1 protein-coding gene is annotated in these 741 nt (G+C 50.9%); it reads left to right on the forward strand.

The annotated features are described in order from the left end of the window. Positions 1-741 (forward strand): mucin-binding protein (locus ACRYI5_RS11030; protein ID WP_448225296.1); only part of this gene is annotated, 741 nt, incomplete at both ends.

The raw sequence follows: 741 nt of genomic DNA on the forward strand, positions 1-741 counted from the left end.
CTTAGTACCAACGCCGAGTGATCCTAGCGATCCTAACTGGCCGAAGGTACCAAGTGTGGCCTATCCAAATGATCCGACGGATCCGACGCAGCCAGGACAAGTGACCGTACCGACTGTCCCTGGGTATACACCGCATGATGGCGATGGGAATCCACTGACACCAGGAAGTACGATCACACCAACTAATCCGGGCCAAGATACGTCGATCACGTACACGGCCAACGATGAACAGGCAACTGTGACGTACATTGATGACACAACCGGTAAGACACTGGGTAGTGTCGATACGTTAACCGGTAAGTTTGCGACAACCGATAGCTACCGGACAAGTACGCGGATCAAGGATTACGAAGCCGAAGGCTATCAGTTAGTTTCCGATAATTACCCAGTAAATGGCGTAATCTATAACGAAGATGGCACAGTCCAAAACTTCGTAGTACACCTGACGCATGGAACAACTCCGATTACGCCAAGTAATCCAGGAACGCCAGGTCAGCCGATCGATCCAAGTAATCCAACCGGACCAAAGTGGCCTAACGATACCGACAAGAATAGTTTGGATGTCATTAATCACGAAAACGTGCACTACGTGATGAGTGATGGGACCAAAGCGCCGGCTGACCAAACAGATCAAGTTGAGTTCACACGGACCGGAACGGTCGATAATGTGACGGGTGAAGTGACCTACACCGACTGGGTGGCCAAAGATGGCGACACCACATTTGGGATCAAGACAACGCC

The sequence above is a fragment of the Furfurilactobacillus sp. WILCCON 0119 genome, from assembly GCF_053471565.1.